The organism is Leptotrichia sp. oral taxon 215 str. W9775 (assembly GCF_000469505.1).
In the GTDB taxonomy this organism is placed as follows: Bacteria; Fusobacteriota; Fusobacteriia; order Fusobacteriales; family Leptotrichiaceae; genus Leptotrichia_A.
The window spans coordinates 19,310-45,908 of record NZ_KI272861.1 but is presented as its reverse complement, the minus strand read 5'-3'; the positions used below and the strand labels follow the sequence as shown (position 1 = coordinate 45,908).

The following is a 26,599-nucleotide window of genomic DNA, read 5'->3' as shown; positions in this document are numbered from 1 at the left end:
CATCTCCTACTTTTCCAAGTTCGTTTTCATATGCCGCACTTAATCCTACTGATAACTGGGTTTTTACTGCTAAAGGCTGTACATACTTGAATTCCAGTCCAACTTCAGGTTTTACTGAGAAATAGTCGTTTCCTTCAACCTCCAGTCTTATTTCTCCATCATCTTCCCTTATATCATTAAATCTTCCATATTCCATCTTCAATGATCCATAAGGTCTTAAATGGGTTCTTTCGCTCATTCTTATATCATACCCTAAATCTGTCTTAAGTGCCGCTCCGTATGAAGTATAATCTGATTTGGCATTAAATACTTCATCTACCACCAGGAATTTACGTTTCATTTCATTTCTTCCTACAAATACATCCCCTGCAACTGTCCATCTTAATGAACCGTTATGGTCTGTCATTGGTGACATTGTTTTAAAGATTCCTGCCTTTAACATAGTCTGATTTTCTTTTGATTTTCCTATATCCTTAAACTTGAATCTGTTTGTTACTGCCCCTGCATACCATCCTGAGCTGTTTCCAAGTTTTATTGCTTCATTTTCATGAACATAAGCTACTCCGTAAGCATCACTTGTATAGTCTATTATTCCCGCTGTATCTGTTCTGTATTCGTTTTTCATACCAAATACTTTGATTTTGTTATTATCTTTTGTTGGATTTCTCCACTCGTTTTTAAGATATTTAAACTCTTTGTCTAAAGTATTTCCTGTTTCATTGATTCTCTGCTGTACATTTGCATATTGATGTCCCATCATTTCATCAAATGCTTGGAATAGTAAAACTTCTTCATTATTTCCTATAGTATTTAATTTTTGGAATAATGCATTTTCTCTACTTCCTATTCCTTCAACTCCATATCTTTGTTCCAGTCCATCTGTAAAGTTATAAGTATTTTTATCTTTTGCAAATACAGGATAAGGTATCTTAGCTAAGTAAGCATTTTCTATAGTTCCATTAACTTGGTTTTGTCCTATATTAGCCATCCATGTCAATGAACCTGAGTAAATACTCCATTTATTTATTTGTGGATTATTCAATATAGTATCATTATATGGATCTAGTATAGTTTTACCAACTTGTATATATTTAGCTGTTGTGCTTTGAGCAGCTTCAGCTCCTATAATTAAGTCAGCTTTTCTTAATTGACTTAATTCACTTAGACCTGTTATAGGTTTTGTAAATTTAACTCCTGATGTATTTATATACATACCTATTGTAGATACTTGTGTTTCTTCTAATTCCAATCTCTTTGTTTCTACAATTTCTGGACTTTGAACTATATCTCCTAATTTAATAGTTCCTGTTGTTGCTCCTGCTGGTACATCTATAGAAATTTTATCCTTACCTTTTCCTAGACTCTTATTTAAATCTTTAGATTCAGAAACTTTTTCTACCTCTGAACCATCTCCTGTGATATTAAAAGTTCCATAGTTTTCAATAACTCCTAAAGTTTCTCCTTCATCTTTAGTTCTTAAAACACCTAGGGCATTGGTAGCATTTAAGCTTACTACCCCTGTAGCTTCATTTATAAATTTAGCACCATTTTTTACAACAACTCCTGTAACATCTTTTACTCCTGCAGCATTTGTTATTGTTCCATAGTTATGACCAACTGCTTTATCAGTTAAGTACATTCCTGTTGTATTATTTGCATTTAAGTTGATAGTTCCATAGTTTTTAGCAGTAGAGCCATTTCCACTGGCATACATTCCTAGACTGTATTGGCCATTTACATTAATAGTTCCTCTATTAATTATATTTCCAGTAGTTTGGACAGGTCTTTGGGAAACAGGTTTTAGTAAATCTTTCTTTGTCCAAGTATAACCTGCCGCCATAGCTATTCCATACTCATCATTTACAGGAACAGAACCACCTACAGTGATTGCCCCACTTCTATTTTCTATAGTTCCTCCATTAACACTATATACTCCTACATTTCCAGTTCCTGCTGACAGATTCATATTTCCATTATTAACAGTATAACCTGCTGAATAGATTCCATAGTTATTCTTTCCAGTAGCAGTGATATTAGTATTATTTATAATTTGTGGATTTGCTGAAGTTCCACTTGTATCTTTTGAGTAGATATATATAGAGTTATTTTGTAGGTTAACATTTGATATATCACTGTAAATCTTGTTATTTGAACCTACGTTAACAAAACCAAAAGCTCCTTTATCAGCATCACTTGAACCATCTCCAAGAGTCATATTAAATGTATTTGCTGCTGTTATAGTTCCACCATTTCCTGCAACATATACTCCAACTCCATCTTTTCCTGCTTTTATACTTCCAGATTCAAGATGACCATTTCCACTTTCTGTGTAAACTCCTATTCCATTTTCTCCAACTTCTATTGTGCTGTTTGGTAAAGTAGCTGAATCTCCATTAGAGAAATTCTTAGCATAAATTCCTATTCCATTTTTACCAACAGTAATTTTTCCCATGTTTCTTAAAGGAGATGACCCTGCTGTATACATTCCAATATTGGGTTTAGTCGGATTTAAAGAATCTTCTAAAGTAATATCTCCTTTATTTGTTACATCTGTTCCTGAAGATATAATACCAAAACCTAAGGTATTTGTATTAGTTATTTTTACATTTCCTTCATTAGTAAAATTACCATTTTTAGCATAGATTCCTATCATTCCTTCTGTAGCATTTGGAACATTTTCCACATTGATATTTAATTTATTAGTTATAGGACTTCCTGTCATTTCAAAATATGCCCCTGTTCCTACTACACCTGCTGCATTTGCTCCTGTATACTTTACATTCATAGTTCCAGTAGATGTATCTGTATTTTTAGCATAAAGTCCTACACCATTGTCTTTTATTTGGAAACCATAGTCTGTCAAGAGATTTACAGTTGAATCTTCTGCAGCAACTCCTATTCCATTTTTACCAACAGAGATATCATTTGTTCCTGTTCCTCTTAAATTAACTATTGCTTTTTTAGCATAAATTCCTACACTGTCATCTCCAAAGCTTAAAGAAGCGTTATTATTTACAACTGCATTTTCTTTTGTAACATGATTATTAAATCCAGCTATCGTACTTGTATTGTCAGCATAGATCCCTACAGCTTTTCCTGAAATTTCAATTTCTCCATCATTAGTAATATCTATTGTTTTTATAGTATTAGGAAGATTTCCTCCACTTGTTGCTATTAGGTTGCTAATCAGTTTATCTGTTCCATATTCCTGAGCAGCAGTTCCTGTAAGGAAACCTGCTATTCCTATTCCATGTTGACTTGGAGAACTTATACTAATTTTTCCATTTGCATTGTTTGAAATTTTACTTCCACTGCTTCCATATAGACCTATTCCATCATTCATACTAACTAAACTATTATTTTCAATAGTTCCATGGTCAACTTTAAGTCCTATACTTCCAGCACTTGCTCCCGTTATACTTACAGTTCCATTATTTATATATGCAGTCTTAGTATTATCTACAGTATTTTTTAAGGCAGCTTGTGCTAAACCTTTTCCTGCATTAGATGTAATAGAAATTCCATTATCAATTGTAACTTTTTCATTTCCCATAACTATACCGTTAAATACATCAGTTGTATCATCACGATTAATGTTTACTGCAATTTTAAATTCTCCATTAGTATAGTATGCCTTATATGTATGTCCATTCTTATTTAAGACTGAATATTTCATTATATTCTTAACATTAGTTTCAAAATTTGCTCCACCAGTCCAAGTTTCAGGTGCATGGTTGTCAACAGTTCTTAAAACTACATCATCACTTAGAAGATTTATAGTTACATTTCCCATACCATTATATTTTGTAGGAGTTACCCCTGCTGCTGTTGAAACGTTACTATTATAGAAAGCTGTATTACTTTCTTCATGAGGAAGTACTATTCCTTTTGAAACATTTATAGCAGTAGCTCTTGTAAAATCTATTTTTCCTGTTGCATCTGCATAGAAAAGTCTGGAATTATCTTTTGTTACATTGATAGTTCCACCATTTAACTTAGCATATCCATTATCTGTTGCAACCATTCCTCCAACAGTTCCAGCATTTATTACTATATCATTATTTGTTGAAGATAATATTGCTTCTGAACCTGTTCCTTTAGCAAAGGCTCCTATTCCATTTATAGTAACTGCTCCTTTTAGTTCAGCTTTTCCTCCAGCTTCTGCGAAAGCTCCTATATTCTTAAATTTATTAGCTTCAGAAACTGTATTTTTATCTATTGCTGTAACTGCTCCATTTACAGTAACTTGTCCCTTATTTTTACCATAGGCAATTATTGAACCATAGTTAACAGCTTCTGTTGTTCCCATTGCATTGACTATACCTTGGTTATCTCCCATATATGCTATACCTTCTTTTGAAGCTAGCACTACATTAGGATTGATATTTATTTCAGAACCTAGTCCTTGTAGTTTAGCAGCTGTTGTAGCAGTTGCATCTGTCAATGCTTTTCTAGCAGCTCCATTATTTATAGCCACTGCATCAGCATCATTTTGAGCAATTCTTGCATCTTCACTTCCATATCTATGTTTTAGCTGATCCCAAGTTCCTTCTGCATAAGCCACTATAGTTCCAGTTGAAGCATCTGCTTCAAGAGTATTAGCACCATTGATACCATCAGTAATATCTGAACTTACTCCAGTAATATGAAGATTAGAAGTATTTTTACCTACATCAATTACAGTTCCTTGTTTTGACAAAACCATAATTCCATTTTTAGAATATTTTCCAAATCTAATATCAAGTTTTGCAACTTCTAGATTATGTATAGGGTCTTTTGAATAATCATTACCCACTGCATAACTATATGCACTTCCGATTTTTGTATAATCCACCGGCAATAATTCTTGAGTACCTGGATTCCAAGGATGAAGAAACCATTTTTTATATTTTGGATCTGCTGCATTAGCTAATACTGTTGCTTGAGGTGGTGGAGTTTCTTCCATGATATCTCCTCTTGCTACTATTCCAACTCTTTGACCACTTTCTGAGAAAATTCCTACAGCACCATCAACTGTTTCGTTAGTATAACCTGCATTGTTTAAATTTCCTTCAGCTGTTTGTTGAGCTTGATTATTTATTGTTAATTTTTCTCCAATTTTTGCAGAAAAATCTATTTCTCCTTGATATATACCTATATGTGCTGCTTTACTATTAAAACCATAAACTCCTTCTAATTCATTTCCCCATTCTCTATGTACTTTAGCAGCATTTCCTTTCATTCTACTACCAAAATACATACCTATATTTTCATCACCATATAGCTTAATGTTTTCTAATTTTACTGTGTTTGTATATTTAGAATAGTCAACTGAAGTTGGACTTACAAGTTTAGATAAAGTTGGAGCATAAGAAAAACTTGAATATACTATATTTGAAGCTCCATCTGATTGTATTAATCCTTCATTTTCCCAATGTTTCATATATGATATTCCTGTTGTTAAATAAACTGAGTTATTTTTTCCATATACATTTACATTAGCTTTTCCTGTAAAACCTCCAACTGAAGTACGCCACTCTTTTCCTGTTCTAAAATATTTATAAGTATATCTAGCAATCGGCATATTATAGAATCCCATATTGTCGCTATTATACATATTTACCGTTATGTTATCTAAATCTACTATTCCATGTCTCCAAGTTTCAGTAGTTACTGCTCCTGCTCTTCCATATAGATTAAATACTATATTTTTAACATTTAAATCTCCCACTGTATGAACTCCAACAACACCTTCATCTGGAATACCATTTCCAAGAGCATCTTTATAGATTTTATGCCCATTATTAGATATTCCCAAATGTGCTCTAGTATTACTATCATTATAGCTATCTGTAGAATAATGCCCTCTTAAATAGAAAGTATTATTTTCAATTTTAGTTGCATTAGTTTGACTATTTATATAGTAAGCATTAGTATATCTATTATTTTCCCCTACTATACGTGTTCCTTCAAATGCTCTACCATTATATGAACCTGTCATTGCTGCAGGAGTAGGATTTCTATTATCTATATTTCCTATTAAAGAAGTAGGATCTATTCCTGAGTAAATAGAAATATTGTCTCTTAACTCTCTATGATTCCATGTTCCATCAAAATAATATCCTGTAAATGGTTCTGCATTAGGTTTTGCAATAACAACCACCTTACTAGGTGTATTAGGACGTGGTAATTCCAAGTTTATTGGTGTACTTGGATTGATAGTTGGTATAGGCACATTAGGTGCATTTATTCCAGGTATGCTCAATGCAAGTGGAGTCTTTTGTATAGTCTTAGGCTTAACTGCCGCATTAATTTCTATTGAAACTAGTGGTTCTTGTTTTCTTTCTACACCTGTTAATCCATAACCTGAAGCTAGTCCTCTTCTAGAACTTGTTAAAGCTGAGTATTTATTTGTAGAAAACTCTAAACTTTCATATTTTTCACTTAAAGGAGAAACAACTCTTTCAAATGAATTTAAACTTCTAGCAAATATACCTTCATAAGAATATTTTTCAGCTTTATCTCCTTTCCCTTTATATGTACCATTCCATTTGCTGTACATATAATTAGCCCCAAATTGCCAACTGCTCCAAGGAGCTTTTACCACATGGTCTCCTTGTTCCATAAGCTTAACAAGTTCAAGATTTGTATTTTTCAGCAGTTTATTATTTTCTTTCCTAGCTTCCTTTATAAGAACATTAAAGTCCTTTATATCTGTGGAAAGTATCTGCTTCTGCTTTTCTATATTTCCATCTTTTTCAGCTGAAAACAGATTACTTGAAACACTTACTGCACCTGTAATCAAAAATGTAATCAATGCTGAATCTGTATATTTAAATCCTTTACATTTTTTTGCAAATGCACACAACCCTTTCCTTATTCCTCTTAAATTATTTGTCATCTTCAATTTCTCTCCTTTTCATAGACCTTAGAATATTTAAACTTATATAACTTAAGTGGCTCTGATAACTTCCTTTTATACTGTTATCCTTCATATTATGTACTAAATATAACTTTAAAATTTCCTTAGTTTACTCATTTATTTTCGTTATAATTATATCTTAAAAATGAAATTTTTTCAATCATTTTCTTCAAAGTTTTACTTTTATTAAAAAACTAGATTATCTAGTAATAAACACATAAATAAATGCAGGAACTATACTTTAAATAACAAAATATAGTTCCTGCACTCTTTCTTTTAAGATAGTATTATTTTTTTCCTAAACTAGTAAATAGCTCTAAATCCTATTCCACCTCTTACATTTTTACCTTTTGTATCATATCCTGCATTCAATGTAAATCCTACTCTTTGATTTTCTATTCCAAGGTTCAAGTCTGCCTTAAAGTTTCCTTTTCTGTCATCCTTTTCTCCTCTTATACCAAACCAGTCAGCCGTTGTAAATCTTACTCTTCCTTTATTGTTTACATCTCCTACTTTTCCAAGCTCATTTTCATAAGCCAGTCCTAATGTAGTTACAAATGTTGTTTTTACTGCCATAGGTTGTTTATATTTAAATTCTATTCCTAATTCAGGTTTGATTGAATGATAATCATTACTTTGAATTTCAAGTCTGATTTCTCCTGTTTTTTCCTTTATTCCATTAAATCTTCCATATTCAAGTTTCAAGCTTCCATATGGTTTAATACTTGTTCTTTCACTTGTTCTGAATTCTTTGGAAAGTTCATTTTTCAGTGCCACTCCATAAGTGTAGTATGTAGATTTTGCACTAAATATATCATCTACAACAAGATATCTTCTATGCATATCACTTATAGAAGCATATCCTTCTCCTGATATTGTCCACTGTAGGCTTCCATTGTGGTCTGATGAAGGCGACATTGTTTTGAACACTCCAAGTTTTAGCATTGTTGTATTTTCTTTTGATTTTCCTATATCTTTTAGTTTAAATCTATTATGTACTGCTCCTGCATACCATCCTGAACTATTTCCAAGTTTTATTGTTTCATCTTCGTGAACATAAGCTACTCCATAAGCATCGTTTGTATAATCGATTATTCCTGCTGTATCAGTTTTATATTCTCCTCTTGATCCGAATGTTTTTATTTTATTAGATTGTTTTGATTTATTATCCCATTCGTTTTTCAAGTGAGTAAATTCCTTGTCAAGAATACTTCCTGTAGCCTGCATTCTTTGTTGTGTATTTCCATACTGGTGTCCCATCATTTCATCAAATGCCTGTGACAGAAGTATGTGTTCATTATTTCCTATTGAATTCAGTTTTTCAAACAGTTTTCTTTCTCTTGTACCAAGTGCTTCCACTCCATATCTCTGATCAAGTCCTTCTGCAAAGTTAAATGTATCAGTTGAATTTATTGGTGTAGATTGTTGTCCTACCCATACAGTATAAGGAACTTTAACTAGATATAGATTTTCTATTACTTGAGTATTCTTGTTCTGTACTGCTTTAGCCATCCATGTCAATGAACTTGAATATATCTGCCATCTTCTTAATCCTTGTCTTTGAGCCTCTAATATCATGTCATTGTAAGGTGCTATAAGATCTTTACTTAATTTCAAGTATTTTTCATTTGTCTGTTCTGCAGCTTCAGTTCCTATAATTAAATCTGCATATTTTATACCGGTTGCAGACAGTAATCCTAAATTATTTACAGGTCTTGTTGCATTTACTCCTGTTGTATCCAAATATATTCCTATAGGTGCTGTAGGAATTGTAGTTTTTCCACGTGCAAGTTCAGGTATTACATCAACTGTCTGAACATTAGGAACTTCAACTCCATTATAAGTAACAACTGCATCATATGTTCCTTCTTTAGGTACTATTCCTACCTGATTTACAGGAAGTACTCCCATTATTTTTGAATCATCAGATATTGTTGCAATTGCCACAGCTCCTTCTCCTGAAGCAGTTACATTTCCTGTTCCGTTATGCATTGTAGCAGTTTTCTTGTTACCGGATATTGTAAATTCTCCTCTGTTTACAAGTGTCAGTTTACCTCCGATTGCTATTCCTATTCCATCTTCTGCATCAATATTTACTGTTCCATAGTTATGGAATTTAGCTTCTCTCAGAACTGCAACTCCAACTTGCTCAACATTTCCAGTTCCTACTGTTGTTATAGTTCCATAGTTATATCCTTCAGCTCCGTCTTCAAGGAACATACCTACATTAAGATCTGTTCCGCTTAATTCTATTCTTCCGTAGTTCTTAGCTATTGAACCTTTTCCTCCTGCATACATTCCTATACTGTTAGGTGTTGTTACTGATATTACTCCACGGTTTTCAATATTTCCAAGTCCTATTACATCTCTATATATTTTTGTTTCTGTTTTAGGAGCTCCTGTAAGTGGATCTATTACAACATTTCCACTGGCATCAAGTACATTTTCAACCTGAGTTCTCTGTTTTACATATCCTGCAGCCATTCCAATTCCATTTTTCTGGTCAGTAGCTACTGTCAAGTCTGAAGCTGAAACATCTATTCTTCCATGATTTACAAATACATTAGGAGTTACTGTAGCAGGAACCGCTCCGGTAGGATGTGGCAGGTAGCTGTATATTCCAACATGACCTTTTCCTTGAGTCATATCCATATTACCATAGTTTTCTCCTCCACCATTAGTATAGATTCCATAAGCAAGTTCTCCACCTGTAGTTCTAAGGTTTGTATAATTTTTTACAGTTGAAGTAGTTCCTGTAGTATCAGCTGAGTATAAGTATACTGAATTATCAGGCAAGTCTACAGTTCCTGTACTGTTACTGAAGAATTTATTATTTGTTCCACCTTTTATTACAAATCCAAACGATTTATCTCCTATTGTAATTTTATCAGTATTATTTGTAATTGTTCCATTGCTTCCTGAATAATATACTCCTACTCCGTTGTTTGCTCCTGTTTCAAGTTTCGCTCCATTTGCAATAGTAATATCTCCACCTGTTGAGAATACAGCAACTCCATTATCTCCAACCTTTGTTTCAGAAGAAGCACCAAGAGTTATGTTTCCACCAGCTTTTCCGTAAATTCCTAAAGTATTCTTTCCTGCTTCTATTTTTCCGTTGTTTACTATTACATCACTTGAGTGTTCTGAATATATACCAATATTAGGTTTATCCTCGTCATTTGCATCCACAAGAGTTATTGTTCCAGTATTTGTTACTGCATGCCCTGCTGTCCCTTTATTATCAGTATGAAGTCCTATTGATTCCTGTCCTGAAAGTTCTATAGTTCTGCTGTTTGTCACGGCATTTGAACCATTGCTTGATGACATTCCTACTGCCCTCAATTTTGAGCTTTCTATTTTACCTTTGTTTTCAATATTTCCAGTAGCATTTTCAGAACGCATTCCTATTCCATAATCTCCATTAAGAGTTATTACTCCATTTGCACCATTTTCTCCTGTAGTTGCTCCTTTATTGTAAATTCCGACACCGTTTGTTCCTACTTTTATAATATTGTTATTTACAAGGGCTCCTCCAGCTTCTCCGTACAATGCAACTGCTTTGTCTCCTGAAAGGTCGATGGAACCTTCATTTGTCAAAGTTCCTGAATTTTTCAGATATGCAGCTACAACTTTATCTTTTGCACTTGTTAAAGTAAATGCTGTATCAAGTTTTATATCAGAATCTTTACCAAATATGAATACTGAACCATCTGTATCTATAGTTTTTCCTGCTTGATTGTAAACAAGTTTACTTTTGTCTGTTGCACTGTTTCCTTTTATATAGATATAAGTATATTTATTGTTTCCTGGATTAAATGCAAGATTATCTTTAAAGTTTGTAGTTGTATTTGCATCTGCATTTACAAGATAATATCCTACTGAATTTGGTCCATTTATTTTCAGTGTTCCCGCAGCCTGCCCATCAAAAGTAGTTGTTGATGTTTTTCCAATACCTTCTAAAATAAATCCTATAGATTTTGTACCTACTTCAACATTTCCTCCTGAAACTACTGTTGTAGAGTTAACAGCATTTACTCCTGCACTTTCATCTCCGACTTTTATGTTTCCTGAAGACGTCAGTCCAAGACTATTTGTGTATATCCCTAAACTTCCTTTTGCATTTAATAAGTCTATATTTCCACTTGTATGCTTTACTGTTGACCCAACTGATTTATTTGCATTGTCAGCATAAATTCCTATAGTCTTTACACCATTTGAATTAGCTGTAATATCACCTTTATTTTCTACGGTTATTTTTCCTGTAGTTTTTAAAGTACCATCCAAATCATTTTGTGCAAGTATCCCTGCTCCCTTACTTCCTATATTAATTTTTCCTGCAGTATCATTTGTTATTACAGAACCGTCTGCTCCATATAATCCTGTACTTTCTACTCCATTTACATTAATTATTCCTTTATTTTCTATAGTACCTGTTTCTCCAGCTATTCCTGTTGATTTATTTCCATCAAGTTTTATAGTACCTTCATTTATAAGTTTCATGTCAGCCGCATTGGCAGTAATTGTGTTTCTCTGACCAATTGCAACCTGATTTGCTGATGTCCCTTCTATTTTTTTACTTGAAGCTACTTTTATACTTGAAGACTCTTTATCTATTCTTCTATACTTATCAGTAACCGTTTCCAAATTCACATCCTCATCTACAAGAATATTTCCACCTGTTATTTTCAAAATTTTATAGTCATTCCCACTAGTTGCATTATCTATTTTTACACGAGTTCCTACAGAAGTAAGTCCTGATGTTGTTACTCCAGGTAACTCAGATAATTTCATTTCAGTTCCTGCTCCTATTGAACTATTTTTTACAGTAAACAAGTAACTTCCATTTTTTAAAGATAGTATCAAATCTTTATTAAGAATCATATTGTCTAAAGCTGTTTTTAATTGAGTTGCAGTATTCACATCTTTCAAATAAAATGCAAGTCCCCCAGAATTTACTGTCCCACTAACATCATGTAATAAATTAAATTTATTTGTCTGTGCTCCTGCAGAAGAAGTAGGATTGTTATAGAACATTAATCCTCCGGAATTTGTTACTAGTGTAGGAGCTGTTGTAGTAGTTCCCAAATTTATAGTAGATGTATCATCTGCAAAAAGTCCAACTGAACCTCCAGATGATGTTATAGTTCCTGCTTTAATGTCAGTATTTACAGTTCCTTTTGCATAAATTGATGCTCCAGTTCCATTAGTTGTAACATTTCCACCTGTTATGGTAAATGTTCCTGCATTATAGACTCCTGCTATTCTACTTCCAGACAAACTAATATTTCCTGAACTTGTTCCTGTAGATCCTGTATCAACTGATATTCCTGTTGTGTCTGTTAATCCACTTCCTGTAATAGTACCTGTATTTTCTACAGTTCCTCCACCTGTTGCATACATTCCGGCACTGTTTCCTGTTGTTCCAGTTAAAGTTATTGTACCTCCTGTATTTTGAGCTTTACTTGCACCATTGGAAACCATTCCAATATTTGCTGTCCCTTTTACAACTATATTACTTTTATTTATAGCAGAAGGATCTCCTGTTGCATCTGTTGTTACACTTCCTTTGTCAACTCTCATTCCAATATTTGCTGTTCCATTTACATTTATAGTTCCAGTATTTGTAATATTATCTTGAGCATTCACTTTAAGATACATCCCTATACTGTTAGAACCATTTACAGTTATTCCTCCTGTATTTTTTACTTTTCCTTGATATGCCCGTATTGAATCTGTTCCTGTTTTTCCTTGTTGCTCAATCACAGCTATTCCGGCACTGTATCCACCACCAGTAGTTATACTTCCTGCATTTTCAAGTGTACTATTTCCATGTACTCTTGAGTCCCATTTCATACCATAACTTCTTCCTGAAATAGATATTGAACCATTACCAGAATTAAGTACCTGTACATTTGGTGTTGAACCTTCAGCATCAACCTGCATTCCTATTGAATTACTTCCTGAAAAATTTATTTTTCCAGTATTTGTTAACTTGTTTATTCCCGTTGAACCATTATCTACATCTTCATGAGTCAGTAATAGTCCAATTTTATACCCCATATAGCCACCGTTATCATAGTTACTTCTGGCTATTCCATTTGCATCAAAATAACCTGTATCTGCTCCTCTTGCGAATCCACCTATACCATTTCCAAAACTTCCTGGTGTATTTTCTTGATCTACTCCATTAACTGATGTTCCATTATAGTTCATATCATTTGCTGTTATTTCTACATTTGTTCCTTCATAATAGTATCTATTGTTAATTTTTACTGGAACTTTAATTCCTCCCAGACCATTCGGACCTCTGTATCCTATTTTCTCAATTTCATCATTTATTTCTCCAGTATTTTTTATTTCTCTAGTACCTGCTCCATTATTTGTCTGTATTTCAAATGCAGTAACATAAGGTCCTGCCAAACTTACTTTTGCATTATTTGTTATACTTCCATTCTTCGCATCCAATGAACCGATTCTTGAACCACCTAAAAGAAAATATGCAGTTTGGTTACCACTTTTATTATTTAAAGAAGTATTTCCTAAAATTAAATTTGTATCCGTATCGTTCCTATATGCTGATGAATCTATTACAAGATTTTTAGTAACAGTTACATTTTTACCTTCTGTAACATCAAAATAGATTTTAAATGGTTTACCTGCACTGTTTTTCATAACAGCAGGTTTATTGCTGTCATTTCCCCATACATATCCTGAAGCCGCATTTGTCTTTTTATCTAGTATATCTTCCACTGAAGCAATCTCAGAGTCAGTTACTCTTTTCCCTTCAATATAGGCTGTATCACAATTTGTAGAGTTTATTCCATCACAGAAAGAGTTCATTTTCATATTAAAAGATAGGAACCCTGGTAAAGTAGTTGTAACAGGTGTCACTGGATTAAAACTCACTTCTCTTATTGTTGGAGTACTTATTTCCACTTCAGGAGGATTAATACTGAAACTTATTTCCTCAGGCCCTTCTATTGTTCCAAGATTTACCACTGGTGCCTGTTTTTTTATTTCCTTAGGTCTTACTGTTGCAAGCAGATTCAATGTAGTCACAGGTTCCTGATCAAATACTGATGATTCTATTCCCCATGATGCATTTGATAATCCTATTGTTGATGTAGTTGCTGAATGCAGCGGATCATCATATACTCTTGTAACATATCTGCTGTAGTTTCTACTGTTAGGAGATATCGATCTCAGGAATAAATCATTACTTCTTCTATATATCCCTTCATAAGGATATTTTTCCTTTTTATCTCCTTTTCCTTTATATGTTCCTCTCCAGTTACTATAAAAATAGTTCATTCCATATTGCCATGAACTCCATGGAGATTTTACAACCTGATCTCCCTGTTCCATCAGTTGAATCAGTTCCAGATTAGATCCCTTCAGAAGCTTATCATTTTCTCTTTTAGCTTCCCTGAAGAGTGTTTTCATGTCACTAATTGAAGTATTCAATTCTTTTCTTGCCTGATTTATTGAGCTTTCAGTACTTTTTATTTCAGGCGATGTCAATCCTTCTGAAAATGACAGCAATCCCAGTATTAAAAAGCTTAGAAGCAATCCTTTTGTATAACTGATATTTTTACATCTTTTTGCTAATGCTCTTAAATCTTGTTCGAGTTTCTTCAAATTATTAGTCATTTCTTCTCCTTATCTATATATTTATTTTTATTATCTAATTTACTGTGTCTATTATATTTATTTTTATTTTACCGGACCTTCAATATTTGTTTTCCCATTTTTTCCTCCTAATTTAATATTAGTTTGTATATAGTATATCAAATAAAATTCAAAAAAACAACTGTAACTATCTATGTAAAAACTATTTATTTTCAAATAATTCAGTTTATTTATATTTATTCAAAATTTTATCTTTTTGCCTATTTAAAATCATAATAAAAAGGATAAAATTCTTTTTATTATGAAATTTTATCCTCTTTAAATAATATATAAACTAGATATGGAATCTTTATTTATTTTTTCTATATTTCAATACATCTATAGCAACTGCTGTTATTATGATGATACCTTTTATAATATATTGCCAGTAAGGGCTTATTCCTATATAAGTAAGTCCATAGTTAATCAGTGTGAAAATTATAACTCCTGCAACTACTCCTGAAATCTTACCTACTCCTCCACTGAATGAAACTCCTCCAACAACACACGCCGCAATGGCATCCATTTCATACATGAATCCAAGGTTGTTTGTTGCAGATCCTATACGTGCCGCTTCAAGGAATCCTCCTATTGCATACATTACCCCTGATAACATATATACGATAAGTATTGTTTTTGCAACGTTAACTCCTGATACTCTTGCCGCTTCAGGATTTCCCCCTACAGCAAACAGGTTTTTACCAAATACTGTTTTATTCCACAATGTCCACATAAATACAATTGCAATTACAGCATATATTATCAGATAAGAAAGTCTAAGCTGTCCAATCTGGAATAATGCCCCCTGAGCCACCAGTGAATATTTTCTGTCAAATCCTGCTACAGGTGATGCCCCTACAAAGTCAAAGTATAACGAGTTTATCCCGTAAACTATTACCATTGTCCCCATTGTTGCAACGAAAGGTACTACATTTAATTTTGCAACTATAAGTCCTGTTATTAACCCTATTAAGGCACCAATAACTACTACAAGAAGTAGAACTACAGGTATAGGTAATGTTGGTAATCCTTTAAAAACTTTATTTACGTTTGTCATAGCCTGAAGCAATGTTGCCGATATAAGTGCCGCCATACCAACTTGTCTTCCTACTGACAAATCTGTTCCCTGTGTTACGATAAGTCCTGCAACTCCAAGAGCTATTATTATTCTTACTGATGACTGTGTCAGAATATTCTGTATATTTAATAAGCTTAAAAACGTAGGATCCTTCATTACTATTAGAATTAACAGTAATAGAAGTACCAGATAAATTCCTCCATTTAATATCAGATTTTTCAAATCAAAAGATTTCTTATTTTCTTTTACAACTTTCTCTGCCATTTTTGCCTCCCTATAAATATTTAGCCGTTAATTTTAATATTTCTTCCTGAGAAGTTTCAGCGGTATTTACTATACCTGCCACTCTACCATTACTCATGACTAGTATTCTGTCTGTTACTCCCAGCAGTTCAGGCATTTCTGAAGAAATCATAATAATACCCTTTTCTTTTTCGGCCAGATTTATCATTAACTGGTATATTTCAAACTTCGCACCTACGTCTATTCCCCTCGTAGGCTCATCCATAAGAAGTATTTCAGGTGCTGTAAGCAGCCATCTTCCTATTATTACTTTCTGCTGATTTCCTCCTGAAAGGCTTCCTATATGTGTCTTTTGCGACGGAGTCTTTACGTGCATGCTGTCAATAACCCATTTTGTATCTTTTTCTATTTTACTGTTATCCAAAAGTCCCAATAACGCCTTATAATTTCTAGTATTGGAAATAATTGAATTAAATTTTATATCCAGCATTGAATAAATTCCCGTAGCACGTCTTTCTTCAGTTATAAGTGCTAATCCATTTTTAGTAGCTTCCTTAGGATTTTTTATATTTACTTCCTTACCATGTATTTTTACTGTTCCTGATTTTTTCTCAATAACTCCAAATAACGTTTCCACTATGTCAGTTCTCTTTGAACCTACAAGTCCTGCAATTCCTAATATTTCTCCTTTTCTCAATGTAAAGGATACATCTTCTATTGACTTAGGTCTTTTTGCTGTCAGATGTTCAACTTCCAGTATAACTTCTCCCGGCTTATTTGTTTTATCAGGGAATCTGTTTGTCAGATCTCTTCCCACCATAAGGTTTATTATCTGATCTGTTGTAAGATCTTTTACTTTTTCTGTAGTAACCCATTTTCCATCTCTAAGTATTGTAATTTCATCACATATTTCTGTTATTTCTTCCATTTTATGTGAAATATACACTATTCCAATACCATTTCCCTGAAGTTTTCTTATTATCTTGAAAAGATGTTTTACTTCATTTTCTGTCAGGGATGAAGTAGGTTCGTCTAAAATCAATACTTTTGAATCATATGAAACCGCCTTTGCAATTTCAAGCATTTGCATCTGCGAAACAGAAAGTCTGCTTACTTTCGTTCTAGGATCTATATCTATATCCAGTTTTGCAAATATTTCCTTCGTATCTTTATACATCTTATCTTCATCTATAAATAAACCTTTTTTAGGATATCTTCCAAGCCATATATTATCCATTACATTTCTCTGTGTAACCTGATTTAACTCCTGATGCACCATTGAAACACCTCTTTCAAGTGCATCCTTCGAATTTTTAAACTCTATTTTCTGTCCTTCCAGTGATATTTCTCCTGTATCTTTCTTATATATTCCGAAAAGACATTTCATTAGTGTCGATTTTCCTGCACCGTTTTCTCCCATAAGTGCATGAACACTGTTGGGACGTATCTTCAATGTAACATTATCAAGTGCTTTTACCCCAGGAAATTCCTTGCTGATTCCTTCCATTTCCAATACATATTCATGTCTATTTTGAGAATTTTCCATCTGTTCACCTCTTCCGAAATAAAGATACCGTAAATAAAATTCGATAAAGTCTTTTATTTACGGTATACAATTCAACTATTAATTATTCAATTATTTTTTAAATTGTGCCAAATTTTCTTTATCTACACCTACATAAGGAACTCTAACTGCTTTTTCTTCTAATTTCCATGATGTACCTTCAACAGGATCTTTTCCATTACCTAAGTTTCTTGAAAGTTCCAGAACTGCTTTTGCCTGGTTTGTTCCGTCATTCAATACTGTTCCTGCTAATTCTCCTGATTCGATTAATGTTAAAGCTTCCTGTAACGCATCTACTCCAAATACAGGTAATTTTTTCTGGTGAGCTTTTAAAGCTTCTAAAGCACCTAAAGCCATACCATCATTGTTTGAAATTACAACTTCTATTTTAGAACCTGTAGGTCCGGCAAGCCATGCATCCATTTTATCTTTTGCCTGAGCTGCATCCCACATTCCTGTATCTTCCTGTAATTTTTCTGTTTTGATTCCTTTGTCATTCAATTCTTTTACTGAATAAGCTGTTCTTGCTTCTGCATCAGGGTGTCCAGGTTCTCCTTTAAGCATAACGTATTGGATAACACCGTCTTTGTTTAAGTCTAATTCTGGATGTGCTTTCCATACTTTTTCAATTAATTGTCCTTGAATTACTCCTGATTCTTCAGGTTTTGTTCCAACATAGTAAGCTTTGTCATAAGTTTTTAATGCTTCTGTTCCTGGATCTTTGTTAAAGAATACCACTGGTACATTTGCAGCTTTTGCTTTGTCAATAATTGTTTGGCCTGCTGCCGGGTCAACTAAGTTGATTGCTAATACGTTTACACCTTTTGAAAGAAGTGCATCTACCTGTTCATTCTGTGTTGCCTGACTGTTTTGAGAATCGTTCATGATTAATTCTATATTTGCATCTTCCTTAGCAAATGCCTCAAGATCTTTTCTCAATGTTGCCATGAAGTTATCATCATATTTGTAGATAGTAACTCCAATTTTAATTTTTTTACCTTCTGCAGGTTTGTCTCCTCCTGCCGCCGCTCCGTCAGCTTTCTTTTCTCCACCGCATGATAGCAACATTACCATTGCTAACATTAACCATAAAATCTTTTTCATTTCTTCACCTCTATATAATTTTTTTTATTACCTAACTAAGTTGCCTGAGTATCATAAACTACCTGAAACACCATTAACTGCTTTATTAACTACTTTACCTTAATTAATTTTTCCCCTTCAAATAAATTACTTGTTATAAGTGAAACAGCACCGTAAACTCCTATCATATTATCAAGCTTTGTTGTACTTACCTTTATCTTTTTGTTGAATTCTTCAAGAAGCATGGTATCTATTCCCTTTTTAAAATTCCTTACGAAGAGATCTCCCGTTGCTGTAATGTCTCCAGCTACTATAATGTTATTGACATCAAGCATATTAAGTACATTCCCCATTACTTTTCCTGTATGGTATATAGCATCTTTAATAATGGAATAGTAAGGTTCCTCTTTCTCCTTGGCTTTACTGTAAACAGTTGATATATCCAGATTTTTACCCATTTCCTTTTTCTCATCCTCTTCCAGTTTCCACATTACTTTATTTACGAGCACCTGTTCTGAGCATTCAGTTTCAAGGCAACCGTATTTCCCGCAACGGCACTGTATATTCGAATGTTCATTTACTATGAAATGGCCTATTTCTCCAGCTCCATAATTACTTCCTTCAAAGATTTTTCCATTTAGGAAAATTGCCGCTCCTATTCCATTTTTAATATACAGGAATATGAAGTTTTTCATATCTTTGGCATGGCCATAATTATGTTCGGCAATCAGCATCGATCTCACATCATTTTCAACTATTACAGGAAGATTGTACTTTTTTTCAAGTTCCTTTCTCAATTCCAGCTTTCTCCATTTGAAATGAGGGGAAACTATTACTGTACCTTTTTTCCTGTCAACAACTCCATGAGTTGCAAGACCTATTCCGATTACAGATTTCATATCATATTTACTGAGGGCTTTTGTAAGCTCCTCATCCAGCAGCTCAAGAACCTTTTCTTGTCCCTTAAATGCAAATTTCCTTTCAGTTATCCCTATTATTTCTCCGTTCAGATTACTTTCAACAATGTTTATAAACCCGGCTCCCAAATTAACACCTATTATTTTTTTATAGTTTTTGTTGATTGCCAGGGTTACTCTAGGCCGGCCACCTGTTGAAAAAAGTGTATTTTTTTCAATTATGAGATTATAGGAGAGTAACTTTTTTATTATTTTGGAAATTGCTGCAGGTGTCAGTTCCAAATATTTTGCCAAATCTGTTCTGGATATTTTGGAATTTTTCATTATTTTTTCCATGACTTTATAATCTGTCGTATTTAGTTTCTGCATTTTCACATTCCTCTTTTTAGGTTCTCTTCTTTCTGTTACCAATAATATACCCAACTTTTTTAACTTTTCAAAAAAAAGTTTTCGTTTTTTTAGCAACTTTTTTAACTTATTTAATTATATCATTTTTCCCTTTTTATTTACAACTTTTTAACGAATAATCTTTTTTAACTTATTTAAAAAATATTTTTTTGATGTTTTTTCTCCATTTTTAAAAAAAAATAAGGAAAATATTTTTTATCCCTTTTAAAGATTGAAATATTTTCCTTATCATATATTTTTATAATTATAGCAGCATGTCATCTATTGGTATAAGTACTGCTCCCATAGATATCATATGGCCTACATCTATTTTTATTTTTTTTATGGCCCTCATAATTTCTTCCGCCTGCTTATCTTCAAGATAGGCTATTAGAATACTGTCTGTTCCTGGCCAGAGATGACTGTTAAAATGTTTCAGATGTTTCCCCCAGTCACTAAAAACCTCTGGGATCAGCACATATTTTTCTAATCCATATTCATTTAACTCTTCTTTCACCTTTTCCAGAAAAAATGAGTCAAAATATACTTCAAGCCTCTTCATACCTACCGTCCTCCTAAAACTTTTCTTATTATATTATACCCTATTTTATGCCATTTTGGCTTTTTCCTTTTCTACATTTTTTTTCTTTTTTTCGGCTCTTTTTTCCTTGGCTTCTTCAACTATCAGATAAAGTACCGGAATAAATATAAGTGTCAGCAATGTAGAAAATGACAATCCAAACATTACGGCAATGGCCATTCCCTGATAATATCCCGCACTTCCTCCACCAATTGCAAGTGCCATCGGTATCCAACCAAGTACAGTTGTAAGTGTAGTCATAAGTATAGGACGCAGTCTCGATCCTCCTGCTTCTATAAGTGCTTCCCTTAAAGGAACTCCTTTTTGACGCATGCTAGCAACAAAGTCAAGAAGTACAATGGCATTGTTAACAACCATTCCCATAAGCATTATAATACCTATCATAACAAACATGCTCAGCTGTACACGGGTTATGACCATTCCAATTACAACTCCTATTATGGAAAGTGGCAATGATGTCATTATTACCAGAGGTAATATAAACGATTCAAGCTGTATTGCCAGAACTATATATATAAGTATAACTGAAAGTCCTAGAGCCCGTGACAGCTCTCCACCCATATCCTGCTGATATTTTGCAGAACCTGCAGCCGCAAGCTTGTATCCTTCTCCAGGATTTGTCTTTTCAAATGATGCTTTTATAAATTTTGCCGCATCGTTAAATCCTTTTGAGCTATCAAGGTTCAAACCTACCGTAACAGTTCTTGAACCATTATATTTTGTTATTGATGAAGCACCTTCCACATTTGAAAGTGTAGCTATATCTCCTATTCTTACATAAGCTCCATTTGAACTTTTAACTTCCAGATTCAGTATTTTTTCAAGTGAGTTTCTGTACTGTTCCTCAAACTGTAATGTTACATCAAGTCTTTCAGTCCCTTCTGAAACTTCTATAGGTGCTACACCCAGTACCGTCATATTAAGCATTGTTGTCAGGTTTGTTACATTTATTCCATAACTTTCAGCTTTTACCCTGTTTACTTCAAGCTTTGCCTGAGGATATCCACCTTCAGTTGAAGATTTTACATCCTTCATCCAACTTTCCTTTTTTATATCGCTAATAATCGAGTTTGCAATTCTGTTAAGCTCTTCTACATTATCACCTTCTATTTGGAAGGAATAGTCTTTACTTGTTCTTGAACTTGTTGCTTCACTGGCTGCCACCGTAAGATTTACATCAGGCATATCCTTCAGTTTCTCTCTTATTCTTTCCATAGCCTTAAATGTATCCTTCTTAACATCCACATTGACTATTGCGGCATCCGTTCTTGAAATTGAATAGAATTCTTTTGTATTTTTATCATTTTTTACAACTTCCTCAATCTGTTTAGTTATTTCATATGATTTCTCCAGATCAAGTCCTGTTGCAAGTGATGCAACTACTGAATACTTCTTATTATCAATTGTAGGAAAGAAGGTAGTTTTCATCATTGGTCCAAAAATCACCATAGTTCCTATAAATCCTATAATTGTTCCAATAACAATTTTCCATTTATTATTAAGTGCAGATGTTATTACTCCTTTGTATTTTTCCTTAAATTCATTAAAGTATTTAGCCTTATCCTTATTGTCAACTATTTTCTGCAGATTCAGGAATCTACTTGAAACCATAGGGATAAACAGCATTGCCACAATTATCGAAGCTCCAAGTGCAAACATTATCGATAATGCTATCCCTTTAAATACTTCCTTTGTAAATCCTTCATATATAACTATTGGAAGGAAAACACAGACTGATGTCATTGTAGAAGCTATCATCGGCAGTATTACTTCATTTGTTCCACGTATTGCCGCTACATTCGGCGGTTCCCTGTATTCCTGCATATGATCGAATATATTATCAAGTGTAACAACCGAGTTATCCACCAGTGATCCTACTGCAAGAGCTAATCCCATAAGTGAAACCATGTTCAGTGATATTCCCTGAGTATTTAAAAGGAATAATGTGAACATTGCTGAAATAGGTATTGAAAGGGATATAAATATTGATGCCCTTATATCCTTCAGGAATACTAGCAGGACTATTGCCGCAATTACCAACGCCTGTAATCCACTGCTTGTAACATTCGATATTGCATCTTTTACCATTTCACTGTTATCTGTAATAATGTCATAACTTGCCCCTTGAGGAAATAATGGTTTCATCTCCTCAAGCTGTTTTTTTGCAGTATTTGCAATTTCAACTATATTTCCATCTTTTGTTTTTTCTATTATTACCCCAATTGCCTCTTTACCATTTACCCTTGTGTAAGTTTCCCTGTCTTTAGTTCCATAACTTACTTTGGCTATATCTCCAAGTCTCAGAGTCTGACCATTGTTATTTGAAAGGATTATATTTTCCACCTGTTCAAGAGACTTTATTTCCCCTGAAACCATTAGTATGAACTTTTTCCCTCCATCAGTTACAGTTCCCGCAGGTGTTATTGTATTTGCCGCCTGTATTTTAGAATATATTTCCGGAGCCGAAAGATTGAAAGCCCTTAATTTATATGGATCAAGTTCAACCTTTAATTCCCTTTCAGTTCCTCCAGTTATTGATATATCTCCTATCCCCCTGTTTCTCTGTAATCTTGGTTTCATTGTCTCGTTTACAAACGAAGTAAGAGTAGCTTCATTAGCTCCCTTTAAAGTTATAAATAACGCCATTGAGTTACTTACTCCTGCAGCACTTCCCGCTCCTGATACTACCGGTGAATCTGCATCTTTTGGCAAATTATTTTTTATCTTATCTATTTCCGACTGTACCTGTACTTTCTTTATATCACTGTCTGCTCCGAAGTTAAACTGTACTACTACTACTGATGTTCCGTATGCGGAAGTTGTAGTTATATTTTTTATTCCATCTACATTCAGTGCCGCTTCTTCCACTTTTTTAGTAATCTGTGTATCCACATCTTCAGATACTGCTCCGGTCCATTTTGTCTGAATAACGACATATGGAAAGTTAAAGTCCGGCAGCAGTTCCTGTTTCATGTTCTTAATCGCAGTATAACCGGAAAAAACCATGAATAATATTATCATCGTCGTAGCAACGACTCTTTTGGTTGCGAATTCCGCTATTGTCATTTTCTTTCTCCTTTCTTCCGGTTTTCTTAATTAACTTTTTTTACTTTTTCTCCGTTCTGTACAACATTCTGCCCTTCAACAACAAGTTCTGAACCGACTGTAAGTCCATCTCCTGTTACAGCCGCATATGTTTCATTCTGATTAACTATTTTTATTGGTATTGCCACAGCTTTTCCATCTTTTACTATATATACAACCTGTTCCACTCCTCTTACAACTATTGATGTTTTAGGAATTACAATTCCTTCTTCAGCTCCTGTATCAATGCTTGCTGTTCCGTACATTCCACTTTTAAGTTCCCTGTCAGGATTCTGCATTTTTATTTTTACTAAAAACTGTCTTGTCGCATTTTGTGCCGCCCCTGATATTTCATACACTTCTCCGTCAACTTCCTTGCCAAGTTCATCTATCTTGACTTTAGCAGTCGTACCTACCTGTATTTTCCCTACTATCTGTGGAGAAACTCCAACCTGCAGTATCATTTCAGATTCATTTACAAGGGTGAACAGTGCCTGTCCCGCAGAAACCTGCTGATGTCTTTCTATATTAAGGTTTGCTAAAACTCCATTTACATCGGTTCTTATTACCGACTTACTGTTTGCATCGTTTGCAGTCTGTAAATTTGCTCTTGCACTGTCATAGTTTGTCTTTGCATTCAGATACTCAGTTTCTGTTACAAGTCTTTTATTATAAAGAACTCTATATTTTTCGTAATTTATTCTCGCAGTCTCATAATTTGAAGAAGCTGAAATTACATTTGATCTTGCAGCCTGATTATCAATTGCTATTATAACCTGTCCCGCATGAACATAATCTCCATTTTTACCGTTTACCACAGTTACTTCCCCACTTGATGTGGCCACATAAGGGATTTCTTCCTTCCCCTTTATAGTTCCACTGACTGTATATCCCAATGAAATTGTATTCTGACCTATTGACTGTACCTTTACAGGTCTAAGATTTTCTTCTACAACCTTTTCCTTCTTTTTCCCGCAGGAAACAGCGAAAGTAGCAGTCATCATGATTATAGCCATTGTCTTCATTGTATTCTTATATATTCTTTTTTTAGCAGATAAATTGTTATTTATCATTTTATATTACTCCTTTACATAATTTTTATTTTTTTATCTCTAATCCAGGAATGCACCATATCTTGAAATGAGATAGTAGTACTTCAATCTCGTACTTTCATACTCTGTTCTGCTCTGTCTTAAATTTGTTTCTGCATCAAGCAGATTTTTCATAGTTATTAAATTATAATTGTATCTTTCCTGTTCAAGTTCATATACTTCTTCTGCTTTTTCCACAGCTATTCTCTTTGCTTCCAGACTTTTTTCCAGTGCTTGTAGCTGATAGTATACTTTTTTCATATTTACCTTCAGGCTGTCCAGTGCCTGCTCAACTTCTATTTCCTTTATCTCATATTCTTTCTGTGCCTTCTGCACTTCATATTTTTTTGCTCCCCAGTCAAATATATCCCATGACATGTTCAGACCCACTGTTCCATTATAGCTTTTTTCCTTTGCAAGATCAGATATTTTTGTCTTGTTTGAAGCTCCATATGTTACAACTCCTGCAACTGTAGGCTTTAAATCTGCCCTTTTCAGATTTATTGTTTTTCCTGAAATTTCCTTCTGTTTAAGAGCCATCTGATATTCTGTATTCTGGCTTGTCAATTTTGCCAGATCGTCCTTTAAAACAACCTTCTTAGTGAAATTTTCTTCCACACTGAATGGTACAATTTCTATATTTAAGCTGTCTGAATATCCTATAAGTATCCCAAGGGCTTCCTTTGCAATTTCAATATTTGATTTCTGTTCTATTATTGACGCCTCTATCGCTTTTAGACTTCTTTCAGCTTCTATGAATTCAGGCTTTGTAACCATTCTTAAACTGTATTTTTCCTTCTGAATTTCATAGTTTTTAGATAAAGCTTCCCTTGATTTTTCCAGAACCCTCAAAGCACTCTGGGCATCATACACATCTATATATGCCTGTACTGTACTCAGTATCGTGTCCTTCTTTATTTTATCAAGATTAAGCTCATTTAATGATAATACTTCCTTTCCAATTCCTATCCCCGTTTTAACTGCTCCTCCAGTATAAATTGGTTGTGTCAATGTCACATTGTGACCATATGTTTGGTCATAGCTCCCTGCCAAAGATTTAATTTCTTTAAAGTACTTATTTGCAGAAGCATTATAAGTTACCTTAAAGTAGGCACTTTTCCAAGCTTTGTTTACATCCAGTCTACTTTTTTCAATTTCAAGCATACCTTTTTTTATGTCCCTGTTATTTTTGATAGCCATCTCGGTAGCATTCTGAATTGTTATTTTTTCTCCAAAAAGAGGCATTGCAAATAGTGTAAGCAAAACAAACAATTTCTTCTCAATTCTTTTCATATTCAGCTTTGTATGACTTATAAAATTTACAAATCAAACTTCTCCTTTCTTTTTATTTTAATGTGTTATTTATGAACTCTGTTATCTGCTCAATTTTCTCTTCCATTGTCATTTCATATTTCTTTTTCAGTTCCAGTTCCTCTGTAAAACATGTATCCAGGAAAAGTCCTTTCATTGATATAAATATAAATTCTGCAATGAATCTAAGGTTATAACCTTTATTTTTACTTCCTTCCATTCTTTCCACAACATTTTTTTGAAGAAATTCTATTAAGATATCCTGAATTTCTTCTATGTGTACTATTATTTTTTTATCCTTCAGAAAAACCTCTATATTTTGTAAATTGACTCTTTTTAAATATTTTAAAAAGAAATGTCTATGACTTTCTGCAAAATCCCTGAGAACTTCCTTCGGATCCTTATCCACATCCATTTCATGCAAAAGATCTATTCTCTGTTCTTTCATTATGCCAAGTATTTCATATAGAACTTCTTCTTTTGAATTGAAATAAGTGTAGAAATTTCCCTTTGATATTCCAAGTGCCTTCGTAATCTCTTCAACTTTTGTTGCATGATAGCCGTTTTCCTTGAACAGTTCCATTGATTTTTCTATAATTCTTTCCTTTTTAGCTTTCTTTTTTTCAGCACTAAGCCTTCCCATTGTAAAACTCCTATATTAATATTTTTAC

Annotated in this window: 11 protein-coding genes; all 11 read right to left on the bottom strand. The window is 33.5% G+C overall.

What is annotated here, in order from left to right; genetic code table 11:
* Positions 1-6,880, bottom strand: a 6,880-nt coding sequence (locus HMPREF1984_RS08475) for an autotransporter-associated N-terminal domain-containing protein (RefSeq protein WP_021767554.1), incomplete at its 3' end; no start/stop codon positions are given.
* 324 nt (positions 6,881-7,204) lie between these two features.
* Positions 7,205-14,551, bottom strand: a complete 7,347-nt coding sequence (locus HMPREF1984_RS08470; protein ID WP_021767553.1) for an autotransporter-associated N-terminal domain-containing protein — start codon at positions 14,549-14,551, stop codon at positions 7,205-7,207.
* Positions 14,552-14,879: 328 nt separating this feature from the next.
* On the bottom strand, positions 14,880-15,911 hold the full coding sequence (gene mglC / locus HMPREF1984_RS08465) for a galactose/methyl galactoside ABC transporter permease MglC (protein ID WP_021767551.1): 1,032 nt from the start codon (positions 15,909-15,911) through the stop codon (positions 14,880-14,882).
* Between the two features lie 10 nt (positions 15,912-15,921).
* Complete coding sequence (mglA, locus tag HMPREF1984_RS08460; protein WP_021767550.1) at positions 15,922-17,436, bottom strand: galactose/methyl galactoside ABC transporter ATP-binding protein MglA; 1,515 nt, start codon at positions 17,434-17,436, stop codon at positions 15,922-15,924.
* A gap of 90 nt (positions 17,437-17,526) precedes the next feature.
* Entirely contained in the window at positions 17,527-18,558 is a 1,032-nt protein-coding gene (gene mglB, locus HMPREF1984_RS08455) for a galactose/glucose ABC transporter substrate-binding protein MglB (protein WP_021767549.1), read from the bottom strand.
* A gap of 89 nt (positions 18,559-18,647) precedes the next feature.
* Positions 18,648-19,823, bottom strand: a complete 1,176-nt coding sequence (locus tag HMPREF1984_RS08450; protein WP_036100348.1) for an ROK family transcriptional regulator — start codon at positions 19,821-19,823, stop codon at positions 18,648-18,650.
* A 283-nt stretch (positions 19,824-20,106) separates the two neighbouring features.
* Positions 20,107-20,403, bottom strand: a complete 297-nt coding sequence (locus HMPREF1984_RS08445) for a PG0541 family transporter-associated protein (protein WP_021767547.1) — start codon at positions 20,401-20,403, stop codon at positions 20,107-20,109.
* A gap of 45 nt (positions 20,404-20,448) precedes the next feature.
* Complete coding sequence (locus HMPREF1984_RS08440) at positions 20,449-23,508, bottom strand: efflux RND transporter permease subunit (RefSeq protein ID WP_021767546.1); 3,060 nt, start codon at positions 23,506-23,508, stop codon at positions 20,449-20,451.
* A 26-nt stretch (positions 23,509-23,534) separates the two neighbouring features.
* A complete protein-coding gene (locus tag HMPREF1984_RS08435) occupies positions 23,535-24,599 on the bottom strand; it encodes an efflux RND transporter periplasmic adaptor subunit (protein WP_021767545.1) in 1,065 nt (354 codons plus the stop codon).
* Between the two features lie 39 nt (positions 24,600-24,638).
* The gene (locus tag HMPREF1984_RS08430; protein ID WP_021767544.1) at positions 24,639-25,910 is read right to left on the bottom strand and encodes a TolC family protein; all 1,272 of its coding nucleotides are present in this window, start codon (positions 25,908-25,910) and stop codon (positions 24,639-24,641) included.
* Between the two features lie 52 nt (positions 25,911-25,962).
* Positions 25,963-26,571, bottom strand: a complete 609-nt coding sequence (locus HMPREF1984_RS11000) for a TetR/AcrR family transcriptional regulator (RefSeq protein ID WP_021767543.1) — start codon at positions 26,569-26,571, stop codon at positions 25,963-25,965.
* Positions 26,572-26,599 lie beyond the last annotated feature (28 nt).